General features: G+C 38.7%; 11 protein-coding genes, 2 tRNA genes and 3 rRNA genes. 10 read left to right on the top strand and 6 right to left on the bottom strand.

Features of this window, described 5'->3' with window-relative positions:
* The first annotated feature begins 239 nt into the window (after positions 1–239).
* The 8 genes from ACZZZI_RS07570 to ACZZZI_RS07535 all read left to right on the top strand — a co-directional run bounded on the left by ACZZZI_RS07570 (position 240) and on the right by ACZZZI_RS07535 (position 12,163).
* Positions 240–314, top strand: a tRNA-Ile gene (locus ACZZZI_RS07570).
* A gap of 16 nt (positions 315–330) precedes the next feature.
* Positions 331–404: transfer RNA gene (locus tag ACZZZI_RS07565), tRNA-Ala, on the top strand.
* Positions 405–765: 361 nt separating this feature from the next.
* Positions 766–3,642, top strand: a 23S ribosomal RNA gene (locus ACZZZI_RS07560).
* A 138-nt stretch (positions 3,643–3,780) separates the two neighbouring features.
* A 5S ribosomal RNA gene (rrf, locus tag ACZZZI_RS07555) occupies positions 3,781–3,892 on the top strand.
* A gap of 224 nt (positions 3,893–4,116) precedes the next feature.
* A 5S ribosomal RNA gene (gene rrf, locus ACZZZI_RS07550) occupies positions 4,117–4,228 on the top strand.
* A gap of 1,460 nt (positions 4,229–5,688) precedes the next feature.
* The gene (locus tag ACZZZI_RS07545; protein WP_463489073.1) at positions 5,689–8,796 is read left to right on the top strand and encodes a SusC/RagA family TonB-linked outer membrane protein; all 3,108 of its coding nucleotides are present in this window, start codon (positions 5,689–5,691) and stop codon (positions 8,794–8,796) included.
* An 18-nt stretch (positions 8,797–8,814) separates the two neighbouring features.
* A complete protein-coding gene (locus ACZZZI_RS07540) occupies positions 8,815–10,248 on the top strand; it encodes a RagB/SusD family nutrient uptake outer membrane protein (RefSeq protein ID WP_316762479.1) in 1,434 nt (477 codons plus the stop codon).
* Between the two features lie 148 nt (positions 10,249–10,396).
* Complete coding sequence (locus tag ACZZZI_RS07535; RefSeq protein ID WP_463489072.1) at positions 10,397–12,163, top strand: S8 family peptidase; 1,767 nt, start codon at positions 10,397–10,399, stop codon at positions 12,161–12,163.
* Positions 12,164–12,188: 25 nt separating this feature from the next.
* Here ACZZZI_RS07535 and ACZZZI_RS07530 read toward each other — a convergent pair whose 3' ends face one another.
* The 4 genes from ACZZZI_RS07530 to ACZZZI_RS07515 all read right to left on the bottom strand — a co-directional run bounded on the left by ACZZZI_RS07530 (position 12,189) and on the right by ACZZZI_RS07515 (position 16,057).
* Positions 12,189–12,971: a polysaccharide deacetylase family protein gene (locus ACZZZI_RS07530; protein ID WP_463489071.1), complete on the bottom strand. Its 783-nt coding sequence runs from the start codon at positions 12,969–12,971 to the stop codon at positions 12,189–12,191.
* A complete protein-coding gene (locus ACZZZI_RS07525; RefSeq protein WP_463489070.1) occupies positions 12,971–13,903 on the bottom strand; it encodes a glycosyltransferase family 2 protein in 933 nt (310 codons plus the stop codon). Before ACZZZI_RS07525 ends, ACZZZI_RS07530 begins: the two co-directional genes overlap by 1 nt.
* Positions 13,900–15,084 (bottom strand): glycosyltransferase family 87 protein, encoded by a 1,185-nt coding sequence (locus ACZZZI_RS07520; RefSeq protein WP_463489069.1) that lies wholly within the window; start codon positions 15,082–15,084, stop codon positions 13,900–13,902. Before ACZZZI_RS07520 ends, ACZZZI_RS07525 begins: the two co-directional genes overlap by 4 nt.
* Before the next feature lie 82 nt (positions 15,085–15,166).
* Complete coding sequence (locus ACZZZI_RS07515) at positions 15,167–16,057, bottom strand: LysR family transcriptional regulator (RefSeq protein ID WP_344765434.1); 891 nt, start codon at positions 16,055–16,057, stop codon at positions 15,167–15,169.
* Positions 16,058–16,132: 75 nt separating this feature from the next.
* Between ACZZZI_RS07515 and hutH the strand changes: the two genes are divergently transcribed.
* Together hutH and ACZZZI_RS07505 are read left to right on the top strand one after the other, a co-directional pair.
* Positions 16,133–17,680, top strand: a complete 1,548-nt coding sequence (hutH, locus tag ACZZZI_RS07510) for a histidine ammonia-lyase (protein ID WP_463489068.1) — start codon at positions 16,133–16,135, stop codon at positions 17,678–17,680.
* 11 nt (positions 17,681–17,691) lie between these two features.
* Complete coding sequence (locus tag ACZZZI_RS07505) at positions 17,692–19,695, top strand: urocanate hydratase (RefSeq protein ID WP_463489067.1); 2,004 nt, start codon at positions 17,692–17,694, stop codon at positions 19,693–19,695.
* A gap of 144 nt (positions 19,696–19,839) precedes the next feature.
* On the opposite strand, the gene ACZZZI_RS07500 is transcribed toward ACZZZI_RS07505, so the two are convergent.
* Positions 19,840–21,366, bottom strand: a complete 1,527-nt coding sequence (locus ACZZZI_RS07500; protein WP_463489066.1) for a DUF4394 domain-containing protein — start codon at positions 21,364–21,366, stop codon at positions 19,840–19,842.
* A gap of 44 nt (positions 21,367–21,410) precedes the next feature.
* Entirely contained in the window at positions 21,411–21,731 is a 321-nt protein-coding gene (locus ACZZZI_RS07495; RefSeq protein WP_316762462.1) for a hypothetical protein, read from the bottom strand.
* Positions 21,732–21,748 lie beyond the last annotated feature (17 nt).

Genomic DNA, 21,748 nt, shown 5'->3' with positions numbered 1-21,748 from the left:
GTAAGTTGTAGGTTATACGTTGAAGGTTAAAAGTTGAAAGATATTATTCTTATACTATACACCGGTTACGAAAGAACCAAACAACCAACCAACGAAAAAACGAAAAGAAAACAAAGAAACACCCAGAAGAAATGACGGTTGTCCCAATAACCAAAAAGACATCGGCACGGACAGCTAGGTAAGCAAAGGAAGCGGTAGCGGTAATATACTAACCCGCAACTATAAGCAACCTAACAAGAAGTCCCGTAGCTCAGCCTGGTTAGAGCACTACACTGATAATGTAGGGGTCTCCAGTTCAAATCTGGACGGGACTACAAAATCAAATCCTTTGGGGGATTAGCTCAGCTGGCTAGAGCGCCTGCCTTGCACGCAGGAGGTCAACGGTTCGACTCCGTTATTCTCCACGATAACACCGTATTACCGGGATCGGTATACTACATTGACATAACAAGAAAAGAAGAAAACGCCATGGGGCATTTATAATAAATCTATATTATATAAAACGGTTCGAGACCGCAGTTTTTTACTAACAAGATGAAGCTAAAGGCTTGAGCGCAGACAATGAAACCTGCAATCTTATACCCTTTACTTAGGTCTTGGTAAAGTTCTTTGACATATTGGAAGAAGTTAAAAAAGAAGAGCAAACAACAATAGGCGACTGTTGTGTTTGTGCTCACTTAAAGGGATCGCAAGAGACTGATAAGTATGAGACATCATAACAAGAGCAAAAAAGCATACTATACGGCGCAAAAGGCGTATAAGTAGAAGAAAGTAATAAAGAGTACACGGGGGATGCCTTGGCTCTCAGAGGCGATGAAGGACGTGATAAGCTGCGATAAGCTTCGGGTATTTGCAAATAGGAATTAATCCGAAGATTTCCGAATGGGGCAACCCGGCATGTTGAAGACATGTCACATATAATGAGCAAACCTGCCGAACTGAAACATCTAAGTAAGCAGAGGAAGAGAAAATAATAATGATTTCCTAAGTAGTGGCGAGCGAACGGGAAAGAGCCCAAACCTACTTTGTTACGGCAAAGTGGGGGTTGTAGGACTACGATGTGGTATTAACAAACAGAAGTGGAATGGGATGGGAAGCCCAGCGATACACGGTGATAGCCCGGTACACGTATAGAATGTTAGCCTAGTAGTATCCTGAGTACCGCGAGGTCGGAGACGCCTTGTGGGAATCTGCCGGCACCATCCGGTAAGGCTAAATACTCCTGAGAGACCGATAGTGAACCAGTACCGTGAGGGAAAGGTGAAAAGAACCCCGAACAGGGGAGTGAAATAGAACCTGAAACCGTGTACTTACAAGCGGTCGGAGCGTCCAGGTGGCGTGACGGCGTGCCTTTTGCATAATGAGCCTACGAGTTACTCTTCTCTGGCAAGGTTAAGTGTTTAAGACACGGATCCGAAGCGAAAGCGAGTCTGAATAGGGCGTATAGTCAGAGGAGGTAGACGCGAAACCTTGTGATCTACCCATGGACAGGTTGAAGGTGCGGTAACACGTACTGGAGGACCGAACCGATAAACGTTGAAAAGTTTCCGGATGATCTGTGGGTAGGGGTGAAAGGCTAATCAAACTGGGAAATAGCTCGTACTCCCCGAAATGTTTTTAGGAACAGCGTGGATATTAAGTTATATAGAGGTAGAGCTACTGATTGGGTGCGGGGGAGTCAAATCCTACCAAATCCAGACAAACTCCGAATGCTATATAATATGATCTGCAGTGAGGCCCGGGGTGCTAAGGTCACGGGCCGAGAGGGAAAGAACCCAGACCATCAGCTAAGGTCCCTAAGTGTACGCTAAGTTGAACTAACGAGGTCCGATTGCACAGACAGCTAGGATGTTGGCTTGGAAGCAGCCATTCATTTAAAGAGTGCGTAACAGCTCACTAGTCGAGCGATCGGGCATGGATAATAAACGGGCATTAAGTGTATCACCGAAGCTATGGGATTGAAATATATCGGTAGGGGAGCATTCTATATGCAGCGAAGGTATCTGGTAATGGGTGCTGGAGCGTATAGAAAAGCAAATGTAGGCATAAGTAACGATAAGGCGGGCGAGAAACCCGCCCACCGAAAGGATAAGGTTTCCTGATCAACGCTAATCGGATCAGGGTTAGTCGGGTCCTAAGGAGAACCCGAAGGGGATATTCGATGGACAACTGGTTAATATTCCAGTACTTTTTATAACTGCGATGTGGGGACGGAGTAGTGACACTGCCGCGATCTGACGGAATAGATCGTTAAAGGGCGTAGGTATTAGGACTGTAGGCAAATCCGCAGACCTAGCTGAAACCTAATAGTACCGCGAGACTTCGGTTGAGTGGATAGAGCAGGTAAACAGACTTCCAAGAAAAACCGCTAAGCTTCAGGTTATAAAAACCCGTACCGCAAACCGACACAGGTATCCGGGAAGAGGATTCTAAGGTGCTCGAGTGAATCATGGCTAAGGAACTCGGCAAAATGGCCCTGTAACTTCGGGAGAAGGGGCGCTGGCAGTAATGTCAGCCGCAGTGAAAAGGCCCAGGCGACTGTTTAACAAAAACACATGGCTTTGCAAAATCGAAAGATGAAGTATAAGGCCTGACACCTGCCCGGTGCTGGAAGGTTAAGAGGGGATGTCATCCGCAAGGAGAAGCATTGAATCGAAGCCCCAGTAAACGGCGGCCGTAACTATAACGGTCCTAAGGTAGCGAAATTCCTTGTCGGGTAAGTTCCGACCTGCACGAATGGTGTAACGATCTGGGCGCTGTCTCAGCCATGAGCTCGGTGAAATTGTGGTCCCGGTGAAGACGCCGGGTACCCGCAACGGGACGGAAAGACCCCATGCACCTTCACTACAATTTAACATTGACATTGGATACAGGATGTGTAGGATAGGTGGGAGGCTTTGAAGCGGCGTCGCTAGGCGTCGTGGAGCCAACGTTGAAATACCACCCTTTCTGTATTCGGTGTCTAATCCCGCTAAGCGGGAGACATTGTTTGATGGGTAGTTTGACTGGGGTGGTCGCCTCCAAAAAGGTAACGGAGGCTTTCAAAGGTAAGCTCAATACGCTTGGTAACCGTATGAGGAGTGCAATAGCATAAGCTTGCTTGACTGTGAGACAGACAAGTCGATCAGGGTCGAAAGACGGATATAGTGATCCGGTGGTTCTGCATGGAAGGGCCATCGCTCAAAGGATAAAAGGTACGCTGGGGATAACAGGCTGATCTCCCCCAAGAGCTCATATCGACGGGGAGGTTTGGCACCTCGATGTCGGCTCGTCACATCCTGGGGCTGGAGAAGGTCCCAAGGGTTCGGCTGTTCGCCGATTAAAGTGGCACGCGAGCTGGGTTCAGAACGTCGCGAGACAGTTCGGTCCCTATCTGTTGTGGGCGTAGGAATTTTGAGTGGGGCTGACCTTAGTACGAGAGGACCGGGTTGGACTAGCCTCTAGTGAATCTGTTGTTCCGCCAGGGGCATTGCAGAGTAGCTACGCTGGGAATAGATAAGCGCTGAAAGCATCTAAGTGCGAAACTAGCCACGAGATGAGAATTCCATATAGGACCGTAGAAGACTACTACGTTGATAGGCTACAGATGTAAAGCTGGTGACAGCATAGTCGAGTAGTACTAATCATCCGAAGCTTTCAAAAGCAACATACTGTTGTTTGTTCTTCAAAACTTAACTTCTTTCAATAATATGTCATTTAAGTTGTAGGTTATAAGTTGTAGGTGGTACGTTCAAAAACGTAAAACCTGATACTTAAAACGTAACACTTATTTAAAAACATTTAGGTGCCTATATCGGTGGTGTCCACCTCTTCCCATTCCGAACAGAGAAGTTAAGCCCACCAGAGCCGATGGTACTGCGGTAACACGTGGGAGAGTAGGTCGGTGCCAAATCTTAAACTGCTAAAAGCAGATTAATAAAAGAACCCTTGTAGTAACAACTGCAAGGGTTTCTTGGTTTTATACAAGGGTATGTGTAATTTGAATAAACACAGTACGCCTGAAGAATTGAAATTATGATCATATTAATAAAGCGAACAGCTGAAACTAAAGATTAAAGCGAAATACAAATGGCTTTAAGCTTTGAGCTTTCTCCTTTAAGCTTTAAATAAAAATATTTAGGTGCCTATATCGGTGGTGTCCACCTCTTCCCATTCCGAACAGAGAAGTTAAGCCCACCAGAGCCGATGGTACTGCGGTAACACGTGGGAGAGTAGGTCGGTGCCAAATCTTAAAAGAAGAGCCTTGTAACAATTGTTGCAAGGCTTTCTTTGTTTACAGGTTTTTTTATGATGCTTAATGCGGAAAGACTAAAGCAAAAAGCTAAAAGACCAAAGTGGTTAAGAGTAACTGAAAATTAATTTCACCAGCTAAGACATCTAAGGGAATCTAAGGGTAGATCGTTAATTCATCAATATTATCACAGAACGGTTGGATGAAAGGCCTAACTGGAAAGACCAAGATGATTATACTATTCCTCAATCTGACAATGGTGACAGGATATTAATTTCACCATCGAAGACATCTAAGGGAATCTAAGGTATCCAGGTTCATTTAAGGGCTTATTAAATATAATTTCAGGGGATTACTCGGATGACCGCAGATTGTTAGATGCTAAGAGAATAAAACTACAGGTTGGGGATTTCAATTGCTCCCTTATTTATGCTGAAAGCGGAAAGGTTAAAGATCAAAGCTTAAAGACCAAAGTGGTTGAGGGTGACAGGAAATAATTTATCAGCTAAGAAATCTAAGGAGATCTAAGGTTTACAGTTTCATTTAAGGGTTATTATATATAATTCCTTCAGATTACTGGGAAGAGCGCAGATTGTTAGACGCTTAATTTATCAATAATATAGAGTAAGGTTAAAAGACCAATATGGAATGCTTGGGATTTCAACGGATCCATTATTTATGCTGAAAAGCTTAAAGACTAAAGCTTAAGTTGGTTAAGCCAGACATCAATCTACGATGGTGAAAGGATATTCATTTACCAGCTAAGGCATCTAAGGGTATCTAAGGTTTACAGTTTTATTTAAGGGTTATTATAGAGATTACTCGGATTACCTCAGCATTTATAAATGCATATTCATCAATAACATCATGGAAAGATTAAGGCTAAAAAAACAAAGCGGAATGCAGAGAACTTTCATTTGTGTTACATTACTCAGCAAATAGCTACATGGTATTTTATTAATAATGCCGGGATGGTAGTATTATGGTTTATCCAACAAAACTTCTCTACGCATTCGTGCAGTATATGCTTTTCTCATAAACATGACAAGGAAACAAATCATAGTTTTTATTAAAATTATAAACAGTTCATTTTTTTTGGAGGTATATTTTAATTCTTTTATCTAAGATAGTTTCTTTCGCTATTTCTCTAAATGAAAAAGGTTATGTTTTTTTATTTGGTAGATTAACCTGCTCAATACTCAATAAATATTCTTTTATGAGTTGTAAAAGTGTCTATTTATGAATTTTATGGTATTATTAAATATATTATTTCATGTTTATTTATATTGATTGCTATTTATTTATTGATTTTATGTTTTTTTTATCCTAAAACTGTATTATTAGTTATATTTATTTACAATTTTTAGTTACTTTTTAGGTTATAAATTTGTTTTATCTGTGATTATGGTATAGATTAGGCGATTATTAACTATAATTAAACCTAAAACTTAAATTTAATGAAAAAACTTTTACAAAGTTTGTTCGTTTTGATGTTTTTTGCATTTTCTGCAATGGCTCAAGATCGAACAGTGACAGGTACGGTTACATCAAAAGAAGACGGACTTCCCCTTCCTGGTGTAAGTGTAAAATTGACAGGCCTTAAAATGGGGACTGTGACCAATGCTTCTGGTAGCTTCACCATCAACATTTCTTCTAATGCTACAGCAATCGAATTCTCTGCGTTAGGATTTGTTCCTCAAAAGCAAACCATAACTGGAGCATCTACTTACAATGTTTCTTTGTCTGCGGATACCAAAGATTTGGAAGATGTGATTGTTGTAGCTTATGGAACGGTAAAAAAAGAGAGCTTTACAGGTGCAGCAGCGGTTGTGAATGGTAAAGTTTTAGCAGATCGACCGAATACTTCATTTCAAAAGTCGCTACAAGGTGCAGCAGCTGGTGTTCAGGTTACCAGTGTTTCTGGTCAGCCTGGAGCCGCAACCCAAGTTAGGGTTCGCGGTGTTGGATCGATCTCTGCAGGCTCAACCCCCTTATACGTAATTGATGGTATCGCTGTTACCTCTTCAGGGTTAGACCTAACGTCTGTAGCACAAACTGCCGATGTTTTATCTTCATTAAACCCTAATGATATTGAATCGGTAACGATCCTTAAGGATGCAGCAGCATCTGCAATTTATGGATCTCGTGCGGCGAATGGTGTTGTTTTAATTACGACCAAGCAAGGTAAAGCTGGTGCAACTAAATTTACAGCTAGCATAACTGGAGGTTACTCTTATCAAGCTGTAGAAAAACACGACGTTTTAAACGCACAAGAATATTATAAGGTTTATTTCGATAGCTATTATGCTCAGAGAATTGCTGCTGGATTAGCTCCTGATGCAGCTGCAATCGCAGCAAATACCTTAACAAGAAATAGATTGACTGTAAATCCTTTTAATACATTAAATCCATTCGTTGCTGGTGGAGGTTTAGCTCCTGGCGCATCTTTATTATATGATACTAACTGGAGAGATGAAGTATTAAGAAGAGGGCAAACTAAAGACGTGAATGTTTCTGCTAGTGGTGGTTCAGAGAAGCTTAAATATTACGTTTCTGGTGGTTACTTCGATCAGAAAGGTATCGTAATTGGTTCTGATTATAAAAGATATTCAGGGAAGTTTAACCTATCGAATGATGTGAATAAATTCTTTTCATTCGGTATCAATAATACGCTAGCCAGTTCAACACAGAACACGCCTCCTGGTGCAGGTGGTGGTGCAAATCCAGTAAGATTTGGTGATATCGTTGCTAACATTTACTCTTTATACGTTAGAGATGCAAATGGTAACCCAGTTTTGGATGCAAACGGTAATCCTACCTATAGCTATGTTAATCCAGTTTCACCTGATTTTAATCCAGTTGGGTTAAATGAATTAGATACTTATTTAACTAAAATTACCCGTATTACAACTACACCTTTTGCTCAGGTAAAATTTCTTAACGGATTTACGGCTAAATCAACAGTTAGTTTAGATTATTCAGCAGTTAGAGAGAGCCAGTTTTATAATTTATTACACGGTAATGGTGTAGGAGTTAAGGGTAGAGGCTATCGTTATTCAAAAGAAGATATTACGACAACTTACATTAACACTTTAACCTATAATAAAAGCATTGGAAAACATAATTTTGATGTATTGGTGGGTCAGGAAGCTTATCGTAATAAGTTTGATGGTATAACCGCAATGGCTACTGGCTATGGCTTCGCTGGACAAACCGAACTGGTTTCTGCTTCTACGCCTGGAACGGCATCTTCTTCTTATACTGAAGCTCGATTTGAATCTTATTTTTCAAGAGCAAATTATGATTACGAAGGTAAATATTTCCTTTCGGGAAGTTTTAGAAGAGATGGATTTTCGGCTTTCGGACCAGATAATAAATTTGGTAACTTCTGGTCAGTTGGTGGCGCATGGAGACTTAAGCAAGAAAATTTCATGAAAGATGTTCGTTTCATTGACGATTTAAAATTGCGTGCGAGTTATGGTGTTACGGGTAACAATGATATTGGCCGCTATGCTGCGCAGGGTTTATATTCTTTAGCTAATGCTTACGAAGGTCTTGCAGGTATGGCTTATAGTCAGCTTGCTAATAGTGAATTGGCTTGGGAGAAATCAAAAACAACAGAATTTGGCTTAGAGTTCTCGGTTTTAAATCGCAGAATTAATGGTGAAATTTCTTACTTCCAGAAGAAATCTGATGGCTTATTGTTTGCAAAACCTTTATCAAGAACTACTGGTTTTACTTCTATAACAACCAATTTGGCTGAGATGAACAATACTGGGATTGAACTTGCTATCAATGCATCGCCAATTAGAACAACAGATTTTAACTGGAACATCGCTTTTAACATCACTAAAATTAAAAACAAAATTGTTGCTTCAACACAGGATGAAGTTGTTGATGGAACTAAGCTGATAAAAATCGGAGGAGATCGTTACCAGTGGTATTTGAGAGAATATGCAGGAATCGATCAGGCAGATGGTAGAGCAATGTGGTATAAGGATGATGCTTCTGGAAATAAAGTAACAACTAAAGTTTACGCAGAAGCGAAACAATATTCTGGCTTAGGCTCGGCACTTCCAAAATACTATGGTGGTTTCAATAATACTTTAAACTATAAGGATTTTGATTTGAGCGTTTATACTTATTTCTCTTTAGGAGGAAAGGTTTATGATGCGTTATATGCAGCATTAATGCATAATGGTATTACACCTGGACAGCAAATGTCAAGAGATGTATTAAACGCATGGTCGGCTACTAACACGAGTTCAACTATTCCTAGATTTTTACCTACATCAAATACCGATTTATCGAATAGTGCTTCCAGCAGATTTTTGTATGATGGTTCTTACATGAGGGTTAAGAATATTGCGCTTGGTTATACCTTGAAAAAAGAATGGGCTAATAAAGTGATGTTATCGACTGCTCGCTTATTTGTAATGGCCGAAAATCCGTTTACGTTGGCCAAGCACAAAGGGTACGATCCTGAATCAACAATTGATGGAACCAGTAACAATGATATTCCAAATATCAAAACCTTTTCAATTGGTTTAACAGCTGGTTTTTAATTATATAGATAAGATATTATGAAAAAGATTAATAAAATAGGAATTTATAGTGCAATCCTTCTTCTTGCAAGTTTGGGAGCATGTAAAAAAGACTTTTTAGAAGTAACACCAACAACATCAATTAACTCTGCGGAAGCCTTTTCTTCACCTGAAAAAATTGCGGCAGCGCTTACGGGGGTTTATGATCTCTCTACTGGTTCTGTTAAATACAACATGATTTTAAATAATGATGTTAAGGGAGGTGATGTGTTAATTGTAAGTGGAGCAGGGAATTACAGCAGATTTATAAATGGTTATCAATTTATCGAAAACTCAAGTTCTTCTGAGCCATTGGATTATTGGACATCAAATTATAGGGTAATTGCTAATGCAAATCAGTTTGAACTAAATATTCCTACATCTGCGCTTACTGATGTTCAAAAAAGCGGTTATTTGGCAGAAACCAGAGCCCTAAGAGCAGAGGCTTACTTTTGGTTAGTACAATGGTATGGTAAGCCATATACGCTAGATCCAGAAGCCTTAGGTGTACCTTTAGTTTTGGCGCCGCTTGGTCCAAACGATGCCTTATCTGGAAGAGCAAAGGTTAAAGATGTTTATGCTCAAATATTGTCTGACTTTTTATATGCGGAGGCAAACATTCCAGCTACAAAAACAAGTGTTTATAGAATGACTAAAGGTGCTATTCAGGGCTTCTTGGCCAGGGTTTATCTTACCATGGGCGATTATCCAAATGCCAGTAAATATGCAAAATTAGCTCGGGCGGGTAAACCACTTGGAACTGGTGCATCTTTATTGACGGGTTACATCAACCCATCATCAGAATGGATTTATGCTTTAAATTCAAGAACAGATGATAACTCTGGGTTTTTAACCGTAAACTCGTTTTATGATCCTTTCGATATTGGTTATTCTAGTTTCAGAGCTGCAGATAACTTCTTTAATTCATTTGCAGCAAACGACATCCGTTTACAGCAATTTAAAGTAAATGGTGTAATTGGTGCAAGAAGAGGGCAGGAAGGATTTTTAATTAATAAATTCGATTTCTCTACTACTCCAGCGCAAAATCAAGTGATCATCAGATCTTCTGAAATGTATCTGATCGAGGCAGAAGCCGAAGCTAGACAAGGCGTAGCAAATGAAGCAGCAGCTAAAACTGCTTTACTGGCTATTCAACAAAGAGCGGGCGTGGCAACAGCACCATCAGCAAATACTGGCCAGGCATTAATTAACGAAATTTTGGTTGAAAGAGGTAAAGAACTTTATGGCGAAGGATTTAAATTCTTCGATTTACTCAGAACCAAAACTCCTGTAGTTAGAACAGCAGGAAACGGACACTGGGCAATTGTGAATTTCCAGCCAGGTGACAATAAATTGGTATTACCTTTACCACAAAGTGAGTTAAATGCAAATCCGATTTTAAAAGGACAACAAAATCCTGGATATAGTAACTAATTTATCATGCTTTAATTATAAAAAGGGTTATCTCATTTTGAGATAACCCTTTTGTGTTTTGTAAATTTTTCAGTCTGTTAAAAAATGCTAAATTTTTCAAGCCAAAGGCAATAAAACCGTATTATTGTAGTACCACGTATATATTGCTATGATGAATATTGGCCTGAAAAAGATTGTTTTAATTGCGTTTTTAATAGGTGTAAACACCGCAAGTTTTGCACAAAATAAAAACGTTAAACTGCCAGCTAACTGGTTTAATCTGGACTTGGCTGAAAATGGTTTTTTCGGCATTAGCACAGATAAGGCATATCGCGAAATTCTTAAAGATAAGCAGCCTAAGCAAAAGATAATTGTAGCGGTAATCGATGGTGGAGTTGATACCAATCATGAGGATTTAAAAGATGTTTTGTGGACCAATAAAAAGGAGATTCCAGGTAACGGAATTGACGATGATGGTAACGGTTACATAGATGATATTCATGGATGGAATTTCATTGGTTCTAAGAAGGGTAATTTAGAATTTGATAATCTCGAACTTGTAAGATTACTTCGGATTTATACACCAAAATATCAGTCTACAACAAATTTAACCCCTCTGGATAGCGGACAAAAAGAAGAGTTTAGGCTTTATAAAAAAATGGTTGGCGATTTCGGCAAAAAATATGATGATGCAAGTCAAACGTTTTCCGTATTGATAAAAATTAAAAAAGTTATTGATTCTGTAGCTAAAATAAATAAGGTAGAGATTCCGACTTTAGAAAACATAAGTAATTATAAAGCTGATGATGAAGAAGAGGAACAGGTAAAAAAGATCATTTTCAGAGGATCAAAAGACGATGGGGGTTTTGAAAAGTTTTATAAGAATATTAAAGACGGTTACAAGCAGTATGATGCCATGCTGAAATATAACCTGAACCCCAAATATGACATGCGTGCTGAATTGGTCGGGGATGATTACGCCAATTCTAAGCAGCGAGATTACGGAAATAATGATGTAAAAGGCCCTGATGCACAGCACGGAACACATGTTTCGGGCATAATTGGTGCAAATCGGGGCAATAGCCTGGGTATTATGGGCGTAGCGAATCATGTAAGCATTATGGCCATTAGAGTTGTGCCTACGGGTGATGAACGCGATAAAGATGTTGCAAATGGAATTCGTTATGCAGTTGATAATGGTGCTAAAGTAGTAAATATGAGCTTTGGTAAAGCTTACAAATGGGATAAGAAAGCCGTAGATGAGGCGATAAAGTATGCCGAAAGTAAAGATGTTTTATTAGTGCACGCTGCAGGGAATGATGCAAAAAATAATGATGTAGAGGAGAATTACCCGAATAAATATTACGATAGTCCAGAAGCTGAAGCATATAAAATAGCCAACAAAAAACCAGTTTTGGCTGATTTTACACCACCAAAGCCAATGGCTGGAAATGGCATGGGGATGAGACCAGGTATGGATAGAACGCCTGTTGTAAAACCAGTTCCTTTAGATTCTGCTAAATACAAACTTCCACATGCAACGAATTGGATAGAGGTTGGGGCGAGCGCCTATAAGGATGATGAAAGCTTAAAAGCCGAATTTTCTAATTATGGGAAGTATAATGTAGATGTTTTTGCGCCAGGCTTTTTGATTAATTCTACGGTTCCAAATAATCAATACGAGGAGTTGGATGGAACAAGTATGGCTTCTCCAGTTGTTTCGGGTTTAGCGGCTTTAATTTTAAGCTATTATCCACAATTAAAACCTGCTCAGGTTAGAGAAATTATAATTAATTCGGTTACCAAGGTATTGCACAAAGTAAAAAACACAAACGACAAAGGGCAAAATGTACGAGTACCTTTTAGTGAACTTTGTATAAGCGGTGGCATTGTAAATGCTTACAATGCGCTAAAACTTGCAGAAACTTATAAGTAGCTTTCAGTTAAAGTGTTAGATGCAATTATTTTGCTGTTATTGTTTCAATAAAATTTTGAAAGGTACCAAAGGGATAATTTTTAGATTTCATCCAACTGATTAAATTATCCATTCTTTGAATCATTTTAACGCCAGTGTTTTTTCTCACATAAGCAGGAAAGCCAAAACGTTCAAAATCATCTAAATCTGTAAATTCCCAAGGGTGAAAATACACGTTAAGGTATCGATCTTTTTTATAGGTCCAGCTGACTAAGAATTTATAAATGCTAAGGGGTAGATTATGGAACGATAACCAAAATAAAGGGAATCGAACTAATGGACTAACAGATGCTGGAATTTGAAGCACATTTTCCTTTGTGAAAAAGGTTCGAGATATATTAAAGTTGTTGTATCTGCCTGGTAAATAAGTTGGATTGATGGAGGTGTTGTAAGTATAGCCTGCTTTTTCAATTTCTTGCTCATCAACAGGCATCATTCTGGCCATTCGGTAACCTGTAATTTCCTTACCAGAAAGTTCTTCTAATTTAAGTTTAGATTGTAAAAGATGCTCTGGTTTAAAATCAGAATGGTAATAACCATGTGAAGCTAATTCATGGCCTGTTTCTGTAATTCGCTTAATTAAATCAGGAATGTTTTCTGCGAAAGTTACGGTGCAAAAAAATGTTGCTTTAACCTGGTGTTTATCTAATAAGTCTAAAATAGCAATTGTTCCTGCTCTGGAAATCGCAATCTGATCAGCAAAGGCGATGTCCTTTCCATACTCAAAAGGCATGTCGAATTCTTCGATATCAAAACTTAAAAGAACCATTATCTAACTGGAATATTTGTTGAACGAATAATATAATTTGGTCGGTTTTTAGATTGCATAAACATTTTCCCTACATAGATACCAATAATGCCTAAAATGATTAATTGTAATCCACCAAAGAAAACAATTGTCATAATTACAGAAGCCCAACCCGAAACTTCTACATTATTAGCAAATGCATAAATAATATACGGAACATAAAGCACCGATGCCATCGATAATATAAAGCCTAAATAAACAGCTGTGTACAATGGCTTGATACTGAAAGAAGTAACGCCATGCAAGGCAAGATTAACCATTTTTTTGAATGTGTACTTGCTTTTGCCAGAAAAACGGGCCGCAGGATTATAATGAATTGCAATCTGTTTAAAACCTAACCATTTAACGAGGCCCCTTAAAAAAGGTTCGTTCTCATGGAAATTACGGAATACATTAACAACCTTTTGATCCAGTAAACGAAAATCTGCCGCACCTGGTTCTAATTCGATATCGGATAACCAGTTTAAAGTTTTGTAAAATAAACTGGATGAACTTCTTTTACCTTTTGATAAATTTTTATCTTCTGCTCTTATGGTGTACACCACTTCAAAGCCTTCTTCCCATTTTTTTAGCATATCAGGAATCAACTCAGGTGGATGTTGCATATCGCAATCCATAGAAATTACACAGTCGCCATAGGCATGATCCATCCCTGCTTTTACGGCTAACTGATGGCCGAAGTTTTTAGAAAACTCGAGAAAAAATACGTTATCTGTAGTTGCTGCATACGCTCTTATTTTTTCGAGTGTATGATCTGCGCTGCCATCATCTACTAAAATAATTTCATAGTTATAATTTAAGCTAGAAAATACGCTTTTAATGCTTTCTGCAATTACAAAAACATTGTCGGCTTCATTGTAAGCAGGAATAACGATGGAAACTAATTTCTTCATTTATCGGAAATCAAATAAGATTCAAAATCTTGTTTCATCATTTGATAGATAATAGTTAGCCAAATGATGGTGCAAGGTAGAGCTTTGAGTGAATATAGACGAATAAATTCTTTAACAGGTTTTGGGAAAATATCTGTTGGCGATAGGCTGGTAAGCAATAACGCAAATACAAATAATGCAATTACCCAAGGTCGCTTTGGATTTTGCTGAACGATAAACCAAATGGCTACACCTGCAAATGCGATGATGTAGGTTGGTGATTCTGATCCACTACTAAAAATTACCGTAAAAATTAACGTTGATGCCAGCAGCATTAAGCGAAAAGCAAGATTTTTATATTGTTTAATTCTTAGATAAGGTAAAGCAAACAGCAATAATCCGCCTATTAAAAATGGCCCGTTTGGCATGTTAATATTGCCTGAAATCCTCCGTGCCATGCCCATAACTGAAATGTCTTGAAACGAAGTTAAGGAAGCGTTTAAATCATTTTTATGAACTAAAGAGTTATACCAATCTCCATAAGATTGAATGATAAAGGCGGGAGAAGAAATTGCCATTGGTAATGCGAAAAGAACGGTAAAGGCAATTATTCCTGAAATGATAAATTTCACTTTGTTTTTGGTGAAAAAGAAGAAGGCCAGACCTACAATTCCATATAATTTAACAAGGGTGCCAAAGGCGATAAAAAATGCTGATTGGATTTCTTTTTTCTTTAACAGGTATGAAAAACTGAGTATGATAACACCAGTTAAGGCGATATTAAACTGAAAACTAAATAAAGCTGTTAAGGTTTCGTGAGCGCAAATCCAGGCGATAACAGCCCGTTTATTTAAGGATATTGGCAAACTGTAAATTCCCCAAAGTAATATTGATATGTTGGCGACATTCCAGAGTACCATCCCTAATCCATCGGGTAATAGCGCAAATGGCGCTATAAAAACCGAAAACAACGGGCCGTAATGGTTGCTGTCTAAATATTGAGGGTAATTATTATATAAATTCTGAAAATCTATTGTATGCCAGTAAACATATTTAAAAATGAGGTAATTATTAAAAGTATGGTGTACATATTGCTTACAGCCAGCTATAATTGCCAGTAGGAGATAAACGATAGCGATGCATTCTTTTTTTAAGAGAAACGCACCAATAGATTTAATATTGATGTTTTTAGCAGGGTTCATTATGATTAGTGTTGCAATATAAGAATTTTAAAATTGCAGGTGTAGATATGAAAAGCGCTGGTAAACAGATGATGATTACAACTTATCCTTTGTTAACGAACAAATCCAAAACATTTTTTAAAACAGGATTTCGGTTTGAGTCTTTCCAAATCATATATAATTCTGTTCGTTGAGGAATGTGGGTAAGCTCTACAAACTTAACATTTTCCTTATAACCATATTGTAGTGCTGTTGGTACAATGGCAATTCCCAGTCCTTCTTCCACTAATTTATAAATGGTTAATGCATTTACCGATTTATGGAAAGTTTTAGGTTGAAAGCCATGGTCTTCGCAAATTCCCATAATCAAATCATAATAAAAAGGACTATCATCACTAGAAAAGAAAATAAAGGGTTCGTTAGCGATCTTTTTTACGGCTTCAAAACTGGCCTTATTCATTGGGTGGTGTTTTGGAAGAACCAAAGAAAATGTATCCTGATGAATGAGGTGCTTGGAAATTCCAGTTTTGAACTGGTGAATTCTTACGAAACCCAAATCAATCATATCTTTATCCAAAAGCTCGATTTGCAGTTTATTAGGCATTTCATCGAGATTCGTTCTCACACCAGGGAGTGTTTTGTTCAGCTTAAAAATTAATTCGGGTATTATTTTTTGTGCGGCAGAACCTAAAAAGCCAATTCTAAGTTCACCTTGATTACCAGCCTCAATATTTGTGAGTTCCTTTTTAATATTTTCTACATGACTGAACAAAAGATCTACTTCTTGTTTTAAGTAAATGCCAGCTCTGGTCAGTTCAACCTTTTTCTTGGTGCGATCAAAAAGCTCAACATTCAGCAATTCTTCCATCTGCTTAATTTGCCTGCTCAATCCAGGTTGAGATATAAAAAGCTTATCCGCAGCCTTTCTAAACCTTAATTCTTCTGCAAGTACCTGGAAATATTTTAAATGTCTAAGCTCTAATTGATAACTCATGGTTATTGAACGTTGATTAAATTGGTATTTATAGGTATCAAATATAGATGTTATTTTTGTTTAAATCTTTGCTATATGAATGTAAACCAGTTTTTTAATTACGGAATAGATAAATTAACATCGGCAACTGCACTTGCAATTTGCAGAGGCGAATTATCGGGTGTTTTAAACGATGATACCAGAGCGAAAGTAATAGAAAGCAGTAAGGTTGTGGAGCGGATTGCAGGGGCTGGAGCAGCTGTGTATGGCGTAAATACTGGCTTTGGGCCACTTTGTACTTCCATGATTTCGGAGGGTGATACTCGTAAACTTCAGGAGAATATACTCAAAAGCCACGCCGTGGGTGTAGGTGAACCGATAAGTACAGAAATTTCTCGCTTAATGCTTATTTTGAAACTTCAGGCTTTGGCTCAGGGCTATTCTGGGATTAGACTAGAAACTTTAGAACGGATGATCTGGTTTTTGGAAATTGGTGCTACTCCAGTTGTCCCAAAACAAGGTTCAGTTGGCGCATCTGGCGATTTAGCGCCGCTATCTCATTTATTTCTACCATTAATCGGACTTGGAAAAGTAACCTATAAAGAAAAGGTAATTTCGACAGCAGAACTGCTAAAAGAACATGATTTGTTGCCCATAGCGCTTGGTCCGAAAGAGGGTTTAGCCCTAATAAACGGAACCCAGTTTATTGCGGCACATGCTGTAATGGTTGTCGATCGGATGTATAATTTGCTGATCTCTGCTGATGTGATTTCAGCTATGATGATTGAGGGCTTGTTAGGCTCTAAAAAACCTTTCCATCCAAAACTCCATCAGTTAAGACCTTATTTTGGAAATATCAAAGTTGCAGAAAGAATCAGCACACTTTTAGAGGGATCGGAAATTGCCGCATCGCATTTAAATTGTGCAAAAGTTCAGGATCCATATTCTTTAAGGTGTATTCCTCAGGTGCACGGTGCTTCCTGGAATGCGTGGACACATTTAAATGAAGTGCTCGAAATAGAACTTAACTCGGTAACGGATAATCCAGTAATATTTAGTGATGACTTAACCATTAGCGGAGGTAATTTCCATGGTCAGCCGCTGGCAATGCCTTTGGATTACGCCTGTTTAGCGGCTTCAGAAATCGGAAATATCAGCGATCGCAGAATTTATTTATCCTTAGAGGGAAATACGGATAATGTACCGAAATTGTTGATGAAAGAAACAGGCTTAAATTCAGGATTTATGATTGTGCAATATACTTCTGCAGCTTTGGCGAGCGAAAATAAAGGACTTTGTTTCCCTGCAAGTGCAGATAGTATTCCAACTTCGCTGGGGCAGGAAGATCACGTGAGTATGGGCTCCATCAGCGGCCGTAAGGCCTTACAGGTTATTGAAAATGTGCAGAAAATATTAGGCATAGAACTTTTCTGTGCTGCCCAGGCTGTAGATTATCACCAACCTATGAAACAAGGTAAAATATTAGCGGCTGTACATGATTTTGTAAGAATGAAGATTGAACACCTTGAGCAGGATCAGATTATGTACGATATGATGGAAACTTCGATAAACATGGTTAAAGATGACGAGATTGTAAAAGTGGCAGAAAAGGCAGCGAAAGAAAATAACATATCCTTTCTATAAAATAGACTCAAATGAATTTTAAAGAGCAGATATTAAACGGTATCCCATCGGTTTTACCGAATAAGAAAATAAGAGATTCGAAACTTAGCCATGCACCAGTAAGAAAGGCGGTATTAAATGAAACCGAAAAAAAGCTGAGTTTACGTAATGCTTTGCGCTATTTTCCCCAACAATGGCATTCGGAATTGGCAGCCGAGTTTCTGGAAGAACTGAACAGTTTGGGGCATATCTACATGTATAGGTTTATGCCTGATTACGAAATGTACGCAAGGCCAATTGAAGAATATCCTTGTAATTGTAAGCATGCGGCTGCAATTATGCTTATGATTCAAAATAATTTAGACCCAGCAATAGCACAACATCCACAAGAGTTAATTACTTATGGAGGAAATGGCAGTGTGTTTCAAAATTGGGCGCAATATTTAATCGCCATGCAATACCTGGCCATCATGACTGATGAGCAGACGCTTAATATTTACAGCGGTCATCCGCAAGGCTTATTTCCTTCATCAGCAGCGGCGCCAAGAGTTGTAGTTAGTAATGGCATGATGATTCCGAATTATTCTTCACCATCAGATTTAGAAAAATTTAGCGCATTAGGTGTAACCCAATATGGACAAATGACCGCAGGTTCGTACATGTATATTGGTCCGCAGGGAATTGTGCATGGAACCGCAATTACCTTGATGAATGCTTTTAGAAAAAAGGGTTTTTATGGTTTAGCTGTTGCTGGAAAAATCTTTTTAACAGCAGGTTTGGGCGGTATGAGCGGTGCGCAAACTAAAGCAGGCAATATTGTAGGTTGTATTACCGTTTGTGCAGAGGTAAATCCGCAAGCTGCAGAAAAAAGAAAACAACAAGGCTGGGTGGATGAATTGGTTGATAATTTAGAAGCTTTGGTTTCTCGTGTTTTACTCGCTCAAAGCAATAAAGAAACCGTTTCCATTGCATACATAGGTAATGTAGTTGATGTTTGGGAAACTTTTTATCAGAAAAACATTGAAGTTACCATTGGTTCAGATCAAACCTCTTTACATAATCCTTTTTCGGGGGGCTATTACCCAACAGGTATAAGTTATGCTGATGCCAATATAATGATGGCCGAAGATGCAGCGTATTTTAAAGTTTTGGTACAGCAATCGTTAAAACAACAAGCGAAAAGTATTGGAGAACATAGTAAACGTGGCACTTACTTTTTCGATTATGGAAATGCCTTTTTATTAGAATGTAGTCGGGCAGGAGCCGATGTTTTGGCTCCGAATAAGGTTGATTTTAAATATCCTTCGTACGTAGAGGATATTCTTGGGCCGATGTGTTTCGACTACGGTTTTGGCCCCTTCAGATGGGTGTGTGCTTCAGGAAAATCAGAAGACCTGGAAATAACTGACCAAATTGCCAGAGATGTTATGGAGGAAATAAAGGTAAATGCGCCTGTAGAAATTCAGCAACAGCTTCAGGATAATATCAACTGGATTATTGGCGCAGCCGAAAACAAACTTGTTGTTGGCTCTAAAAGTAGAATTTTATACGCGGATGCGGAGGGGAGAGCAAAAATTGCCTCTCGCTTTAATGATGCAATAAAAAACGGACAATTATCTGCTGCTGTTATTTTAGGGAGAGATCATCATGATGTAAGCGGAACGGATTCGCCTTTTAGGGAAACCAGTAATATCTATGATGGAAGTCGTTTTACAGCCGACATGGCTATTCAGAATGTAATTGGTGATAGCTTTAGAGGTGCAACCTGGGTTTCCATTCACAATGGTGGTGGTGTAGGTTGGGGCGAAGTTATTAATGGTGGTTTCGGAATGGTGTTGGATGGAACGGCGCAAGCTGCTGCAAAGTTGAAAAATATGCTGTTTTTCGATGTGAACAATGGTATTGCCAGAAGAAGCTGGGCCAGAAATAAAGAAGCTCGTTTCGCCATCGAAAGGGAGATGGAAAGAACACCAACGTTAAGAGTTACACTCCCGAATTTGGTTGAAGATGCTGTAATTGATCAGCTGATCAAATAAGTAAAAAAATAAGACTGCATTATAAATTCAATTTGTAATCCTGAACTTGTTGAATGACTTAAGAAAATATTAAGTGTTTCGATAAGCTCAACAGGATTAGGTTTTTAGAAATTTATAATACAGTCTTTTTAATATATTAATTATTTATAAGCTAATACCTAAGGTAAAGGCTCTGGCTGGAGTTGCAATTGTGCCTAATGCGGTAGCTGCTCCAGTAGTTAAATTCACGGTATAAATTTTCTGAACACCAGCTACAGTAAATAATCCGTAAGCAGTTCCTGATGTTGAGCCAATATCAAAACCATTTGCGGCCTCCACATTAACGCCAAGCGCACCAACATCTACTAAAGTACCTAAGTTCGGCGGATCTTGTTTGTATAGTCTATCCGTTTGCGAATCAATATCAAATAGTACAGTGGTCGTAGCGCCAGCAACGTTATTCGTATAGGCTGCACCCGTAATATTTGCTGTAGCCATCGAAATGTTGCCATCAACAATTACGGTACCATCTGCTGGATTAAAACGTAGATTCTGGCCTGTGTTGCTTACAATTCTAATTCTATCAACTGTTGGATTAAAATCAAATCCAAATGAAGTTCCGGAAAGTAACGTAGTTAGAGGTGCCGTGCCTACCAAAGCAGCAACGCCTGATGATGCGTTAATTGTATAAATTCTGCTGGTACTGCCAAGTGCAAATAACTGACCATTAACCGGGCGCATATCTAAGCCAAGAATAGTTTCTCCTGTTTGAATTCCAGTAATTGGTTTCGAAATTGACGTTGGTGTTGTAGCAAGCGGATTGAAAATTAAAAGATCGTTTGTTGCTGATATGGCGTAAGCCACAGGTTCTGTCGGAATTGCGATTCCAGTAATCTGTTGAGTGAAATTACCAATTTTAGCTGCTTTTCCACTGGTTAAATCTATCGTGAAAAGTGATGAAGTACCTGCAACAGATAATGCCGCAAGCGCAGAAGTTCCATCTGGATTAATATCAAATCCACTCGCATCCTCTACATCAAAACCAAGACTTCCAACTTCAACCAGTTTACCATCATTAGGTGGATCTTGTTTGTGAAGTTTATCATTAGCTACATCAATACCAAATAAAACAGTAGTTGTTGCTCCTGCTTTATTTTGTGTGTAGGCAGAGGCCGTAATTTTTGCATTTGTTACGCCATTAATTGCGCCATCGGTTGCGGCAACAGCGCCTGTTTCTGGATGCAAGCGCAGGTTCTGCCCTGTTGATGTAACCAATCTGATTCGATCAACGGTTGGATTAAAATCAAATCCAACAGAAGTGCCCGTAAGAGCAGGTGTAAATGGCGTTGCAGAAACAGCTCTCGAAATACCTGTTTTCGGATCGATAATATATAAACGGCTGGTGCTCCCCACGCCGTAAAGTTGTCCCGTTGCAGGTCTGAAATCAACACCTAAAATGGTTTCGCCAGTTTGTAAACCCGATAAAGTTACCTGTGAGGTAATACTCGAAGGATTTTTAGCATTAACCAATAGCAATTTGCCATCAGCAGTTAGTGCGTAAACGTTTAAATCAGGACCTGGAACTATCGTTTCCTGGTCGTTATAACCTTTGTCTTTTTTGCAAGATGAGAATATGAAGGTTAAAGATAAGGTACATAGTACCGCTATCAGTGCATGTTTAGTTTTAAGCATTTTTAAAATTTTTTATTTAAGGAATTGTTTAATTATTCGAAAAACTAAAAATTTTTAGGAGGTTGCTGTAAAACTTTTGAATAAGTGGTTGGGAGATTAGGATTGTTTTTAAGGTAGCTGATTTTACTTTGGTGAAGGAAGGCAAAATTGGTAAAGTGAGTTAAAATAAATTCGCCAGGTTTAACTTTACCTTCGTTTCCATTCTTTTCTTCACTTCCAGTTTCTATTTTTTCGCTTTTATCTTTTTCTAAATCTTCTTTTGATGAAATTGAGGTGGCAGGGCTTATTAACGACGATGTTAACTTTGCGCTTACGCAAAGCAAGAGAAAAAATGAAAGCAGAAATAGAAAGGAAAACTTTCCCATAGAGTAGCAGCTTGTAA

This window comes from Pedobacter sp. AC190, from assembly GCF_979258025.1.
The sequence above is the reverse complement of the archived record's forward strand: the minus strand, read 5'-3'. Positions and strand labels throughout refer to the sequence as shown.